The following is a 5482-nucleotide window of genomic DNA, read 5'->3' on the forward strand; positions in this document are numbered from 1 at the left end:
TTACTATCTTTTAGGGCTTGCACCCAAGGCGGCGTAAAGGCTCTAATCCCCTAACCCATACAGGCTAGTTTCGTAGAAACGAACCGCACGATCTGGGCGTGCGAGTTTCCCGGCATCCAGCTCCCGATGTTCTCGGCTTGCGCCTTTGCTCATGTGGATATAATCGTGGCAGATGAGAGTGAACCGCTAGAAGGTTGTTTATTTTCCAATTACTGTGGTTTCCATCTACGTGGTGCAGATGTACCTTTTCATCGCCTAGCATTTTTAAGCCACATTTTCCACATTTATGGTTTTGCCGTTTTAGGGCTTTAGAGGTTTCGCCGTCATAGAGTTTGCTGTGGAGCTCACTCCAGTAGGCTATATCTCCGTCGTAGGGTGATTTCTCCCCTTTGACATTGACGAATCTGTTTTCGGAGTAAGGAACCGCCGGGAACGCTTTTCCCATCAATTTCTTGACAGTATAGCGATTCTGTTTTGCTTCCTTGTTGAATACCTTGAAGGCTCTATTTCGGATGAAATGCAGTGAAAACCGTGACCCATCCAATTTACAGTAGCGATGGTAATTTCTCCAACCTCTAACCACAGGGGCTAATTTCTGGGCCTTGTCCGTAGCTCCATAATTCGAGTTGTTGACGATGTGTTTTACCTTCTGACGAAACGCTTTAAAATTGTCCGCTGATGGGACGCATCTCAATTTTCCGTTGCGAAAGCACTTTGGAATGCCAACCAAGGAAGTCAAATCCATCTGTCGTAGCCGTTAGCTTAGTTTTCTTTTCGCTCACTTTCATCCCGCGTTCTGCCAGGAATTCGCTGACTTTATCAAGTATTGCCTCCGCATCATCTTTAGGTTTCAGAATTATTATCATGTCATCCGCGTAAAGGACTGATTGATGTATTTCCTCAATCCCATTGAGAGCAATATTGGCTAGTAATGGACTTACCACGCCCCCTTGCGGGGTTCCTTGTTCGGGAAATTCTGGATTGACTCCTGATTTTAGACAGCGGAATATTCCGGTCTTGATGCCTTTTGGGGCGATGAGTCGATCCATTATGCTGGTGTGCCTTATCCTATCGAAGCATTTTTCGATATCGAGTTCGATAACCCGTTTCTCTATTCCGTTGCTCTGAGAGCGTAGATTGTGGAACAGTCTTTTCTGCGCGTCGTGTGCAGACCTTCCTGTTCTAAATCCGTAACTCTGAGCATGAAAGGTTGCTTCGTGTGCTGACTCTAGCGCGTATTTTGCGAGGCATTGCCACGCTCTATCGGCGATAGTCGGTATCTTAAGGAGGCGGGTACTCCCATCCTTTTTCGGGATTGGTATTGAACGTAACTTCTGATGTTTCCATCTGTTACTTTTGACTCTGAGTTCTTCGCTCAGAGCCAACCTTTCCTCAAATGTGAGTGAGGCTTTTCTATCGATTCCCGCAGTCTTTTTGCCAGCATTTAGTTGAGTTACTTGACGTATCGCCAACATTCTTGCAGTCCGAGATTTCAGAATTAGCTTTTGAAGGACTTCGCTTTTGGCTTGTCTCCAACCTGAATCGCTTTAAACACTCGTTTTTGTAGGCGAAATAAGTCCCTTCGGAATTTCTTCCAAGGTAACGTCTTCCAAGATTTACTAACATTGCTGCTGTGTCTAATCATGCTCTGCTCTAACTTATGTTTTCCGAACACCGAGCGACCAATTACGGTCTGTCCTCCCCGAATTAAGGGGGTTCCGCTGCTCGTCTAGCCTACGAAAGGGTTCGACTTCCCCTTGACCCTCAATTCGTTTTTCTTCGTTCCCTCGGTTAGATTGATTTTTCCTTTAGGTGGAGCCAATTTAACTACTGGATTCCCTAGACTCTTGCCGATATTGAGTCGAAAATTCGGCGGGAATAATCTCCAGTGAAGTCGGGATGGTGAGTTGTGTCCCGCTTGAAGATAAGTTACTTTTATAGGCTCTATTTCACCGTTGGATCTCCCCATTAGCGCCAGTGTCATCCCACAACAGATGGCTGATTGCGCCTTCGGGCTTCACTCTCCAAGAATCGAGCTTGGTCGGTGTGGGCAGATAGGGAGTCATACCTGAGTCTGGCAGAAGGGACTTGCACCCTTATCAGACCGAGAGTTCAGCCTTGCAGCTGGAAACGTTATGTACGGGCTTTCACCGTGAATCACGCTTCAACGAATCGCACCCAACCATAATCGTACTGATCTCGGCCGATCGATCGAGCGACTCATCTAGGTAAACAATCCGATCGGTTGCTACATTGGACAAATGAGCTATAAACGCCTTGCGTTTGACCTTATCCCGTTCACGGTAGCCATAAGTCTTTTTTTTGAGCACAAGCCAATTTTCTTTAAAGCCCGTGAAATTGTGCGATCGCTAATTTCCCCCTCCCAAAGTGAGGCCATCTCCACTTGGGTTTTATCCCCATGAGTTTTGGCTTACCTCGCGAAATTTTGCCCCCTGCGGTGATTTTATGACCATTACCGGGAGGCTCGTTCGGTAAGGCTTGAAAGTCCCCAGTTTCGGCTTGCCTCGAAAACCATAAGCGGTCGGGTGTTGCGACTAATACTGAATTGAATACAAGATCCACTAATTTTCAAGCCATCAAGCTTGATGGCTTGGATTACCTTCTGACGGAGGTCATAGCTGTAGGGTTTGGACATGGGTTTTGCGAGCGCACGGCAATTGGAACTACTTACAGTTTATGCCATAACCGCCTTGGTGGTTGCTATACAACAGACTTACAGCTTTATGTAACTGTCAGTCGTCCCAAAACCATTGAAACCGCTGCGGTGCTAGCTTGGTGTAGCGGACTGTGTGACGAATGTTAGCGTGTCCCAAATAATTCTGAATCGCCCTGGTGTCTATCCCTTTGGCCGTCGTCAAATAGTAGCCGCAGCCGTGCCGAAGCATATCCTGAAAACCCCAAGTTTGAAGTTCTAGTTTCAATCCCTGATTAGGACAATATTATTAATTAATAAATTTTCAAACTCTGATTTAAGCGTTGGTTTCTGGCTTGCCGGAACAGGGAGGCAGGCAGTCAGAAAACAAGCTGAAGCGGGGATAGACTTTGGGAGTTATTCGAGATGTCTAAAACACAATAGCGATACGTCCTTGGAAAGATGCGATCGCACTGCTGCCTTCCTAGGATTATAAAAGTTGGAAGCCCACAGTCCCCACAGGTTGTCTGCTAGAAAGAGAAGCAAGCCCAGACAAACGACTGCGGAGCAGTTAAACAGGAGTTTGGAAGTTATGAACAGTTCCTTGACCCGCCCCTTGGCTGTCGTGACGGGTGCCTCTAACGGCATCGGCTACGAACTCGCCAAACAGTTCGCTCAAAACGGCTTCGATCTTCTAATCACCTCTACCGGCCAAAGTATCAATGAAGCCGCTCTTGCCTTCGAGAAGCTCGGTGCCCAAGTCGAGACGGTGCAGGCAGACCTCGCTACCTATGACGGTGTTGAAACGCTCTACAACAAGATTAAGGCGACTGGTCGATCGGTGGATGCGATCGCGATTAACGCAGGTGTCGGTGTCGGTGGCGACTTTGCCCGCGAAACTGACCTGAAGGACGAACTCAATCTGATCAACCTCAACGTCGTCTCGTCCGTACATCTCGCCAAACGGGTAGTAAAAGATATGGTCGATCACCGCCAGGGTCGCATCCTCTTCACTTCGTCGATTGCCGCCCTGATGCCGGGGCCGTTCGAGGCAGTCTACGCCGCATCCAAAGCGTTTCTGCACTCTTTCTCGGAGGCGCTGCGTAACGAGTTGAAGGATACGGGTGTCACCGTCACCTCGCTGATGCCAGGACCAACCGATACCAACTTCTTCCATAGGGCCGGAATGGATGATACTAAGGCCGGTGCCGATCGGAAAGATGACCCGGCTATGGTTGCCAAGCAAGGTTTTGAGGCGCTGATGGCAGGCAAGGACAGCATTGTTGCAGGATCGCTCAAGACGAAGCTTCAGGGCACAGCGAGCAAGGTTTTGCCTGATACCGCTAATGCCGAACAGCACCGTCAACTTACTGAACCGGGGTCGGCTAATAAGTAATCTGCGCCTACAGATCGATGGAATATTGTCAGTTGACACTCTTTTCAACTAGGCAGCAACTTACACGTTTAGGATGGCTCCTCGGAGGCATCGTAACAGAGGATTTATGCAAATTCACCATCTCAATTGTGGCTGTATGTGCCCGATTGGCGGGGCGCTCTTTGATGGCTTCAGTCGCGGGCTGACGGCGAACCTCGTCTGCCACTGTCTGCTCGTTGAAACGAATCAGGGACTTGTTCTCATTGATACCGGCTTCGGACTGCGCGATATCAAGTCGCCTTATTCCCGGCTGAGCGCATTCTTTATCCACTTTAATAACATCCAGTTCGATCGCAAGTACACGGCGATCGCTCAAATCGAGCAGCTTGGATTTTCTGCAAGCGATGTGCGCCATATTGTGCTGACCCACCTCGATTTCGATCATGCCGGTGGTCTAGAGGATTTTCCTGAAGCAACGGTACACGTTATGCAGTCGGAAATCGATGCTGCGCACGATCGGCACGGTTTCATCACAAAAAGGCGCTATCGTCCAGGGCAGTGGGATGAAGTCAAACGCTGGAAATACTATTCGGCGGGGGGCGAACCTTGGTTCGGTTTTGAGGCAGTCCGCGATCTTGACGGGCTACCACCAGAGATTCTGCTCATCCCGCTTACCGGTCACACGCGGGGTCATGCGGGCATCGCGATCGACACCCCGGAGGGTTGGCTGCTACACGCAGGCGATGCCTACTTTTACCGAGACGAGATGGGTTCCTCCAAACGACGCTGCACGCCCGGACTACGCGCCTACCAGTGGATGATGGAGGTAGACCGCAAGGCTAGGTTGCTAAATCAAGACCGGCTGCGCGCATTATCAGTCGATCGAAGTAAGGGCGTGCGCCTCTTCTGTAGCCACGACGCCATTGAGTTGAAAGCGTTCACTGGCAAGTCCAGCATTTCTCACAACTAGACTTTTCATCATTGACAAAACCTGTGCCAGTAAGACCGATTCAGGAACCCGAACTTATCCATGTTACCGACCTTTGAGACAAATCCTTGCTCTAATTTCCTAGAGACCTTTATGTCTTTTAAATGCTTGGTGTTATAGTAATCCTAAATGATTTTCTATATCTTGAGCAATCCTAAATAATTTTCTTTGTGTAAGTATATTGACGTATTTTAGGGAAATCAAATTTATGTTCGTTAGTGAAAAACTCAAATAAAAATTTGACAATCTTAAAAGACCTATAGCAATCCTAAATCAGTTGTAAATACATTGAACTTTACCAATCCTGACTAAGTTGGTATGAATTCTGACTTTTTAGCCCACATTCCGCAGATGTGACTGCGATTCTTTTATCACTTGTGAAATTTGGGAGCCAAAACGCTTTTGGGTTGAAGTTATGCGGTTTTAGCGTTACAGCAGCCTGTCAATTTTACCTAAATTAAATAAG

At 48.0% G+C, this 5482-nt stretch carries 6 protein-coding genes and 1 pseudogene; 2 read left to right on the forward strand and 5 right to left on the reverse strand.

From position 1 onward, the window contains the following. Positions 1-64 precede the first annotated feature (64 nt). From E5S67_RS34625 to E5S67_RS30800, 5 genes and pseudogenes are all read right to left on the reverse strand, one after another. Positions 65-745: a group II intron maturase-specific domain-containing protein gene (locus E5S67_RS34625; RefSeq protein WP_339382793.1), complete on the reverse strand. Its 681-nt coding sequence runs from the start codon at positions 743-745 to the stop codon at positions 65-67. Continuing rightward, a complete protein-coding gene (locus E5S67_RS34630; protein ID WP_422614726.1) occupies positions 663-1385 on the reverse strand; it encodes a reverse transcriptase domain-containing protein in 723 nt (240 codons plus the stop codon). The genes E5S67_RS34625 and E5S67_RS34630 overlap by 83 nt, the downstream gene beginning before the upstream one ends. 39 nt (positions 1386-1424) lie before the next feature. After that, positions 1425-1645: pseudogene (locus tag E5S67_RS34925) on the reverse strand (reverse transcriptase N-terminal domain-containing protein); the annotation flags it as partial. Between the two features lie 502 nt (positions 1646-2147). Then, a complete protein-coding gene (locus tag E5S67_RS30795; RefSeq protein ID WP_172193103.1) occupies positions 2148-2330 on the reverse strand; it encodes a hypothetical protein in 183 nt (60 codons plus the stop codon). Positions 2331-2753: 423 nt separating this feature from the next. Beyond that, complete coding sequence (locus E5S67_RS30800; protein ID WP_281363601.1) at positions 2754-2942, reverse strand: tyrosine-type recombinase/integrase; 189 nt, start codon at positions 2940-2942, stop codon at positions 2754-2756. 303 nt (positions 2943-3245) lie between these two features. Here E5S67_RS30800 and E5S67_RS30805 point away from each other — a divergent pair, with 303 nt between their 5' ends. Then, on the forward strand, positions 3246-4049 hold the full coding sequence (locus E5S67_RS30805; RefSeq protein ID WP_172193105.1) for an SDR family NAD(P)-dependent oxidoreductase: 804 nt from the start codon (positions 3246-3248) through the stop codon (positions 4047-4049). Between the two features lie 106 nt (positions 4050-4155). Continuing rightward, positions 4156-4998: an MBL fold metallo-hydrolase gene (locus E5S67_RS30810; RefSeq protein ID WP_172193106.1), complete on the forward strand. Its 843-nt coding sequence runs from the start codon at positions 4156-4158 to the stop codon at positions 4996-4998. Positions 4999-5482: the final 484 nt, after the last annotated feature.

Origin of the sequence: Microcoleus asticus IPMA8 (assembly GCF_013179805.1) — a bacterium.
Taxonomy (GTDB): domain Bacteria; phylum Cyanobacteriota; class Cyanobacteriia; order Cyanobacteriales; family Microcoleaceae; genus Microcoleus; species Microcoleus asticus.

Bases quoted from the DNA above. Each gene is read 5' to 3' on its own strand.
- E5S67_RS34625 (WP_339382793.1), bottom strand. From the start codon at position 745: ATGGATTTGACTTCCTTGGTTGGCATTCCAAAGTGCTTTCGCAACGGA.
- E5S67_RS30805 (WP_172193105.1), top strand. From the start codon at position 3,246: ATGAACAGTTCCTTGACCCGCCCCTTGGCTGTCGTGACGGGTGCCTCT.
- E5S67_RS30810 (WP_172193106.1), top strand. From the start codon at position 4,156: ATGCAAATTCACCATCTCAATTGTGGCTGTATGTGCCCGATTGGCGGG.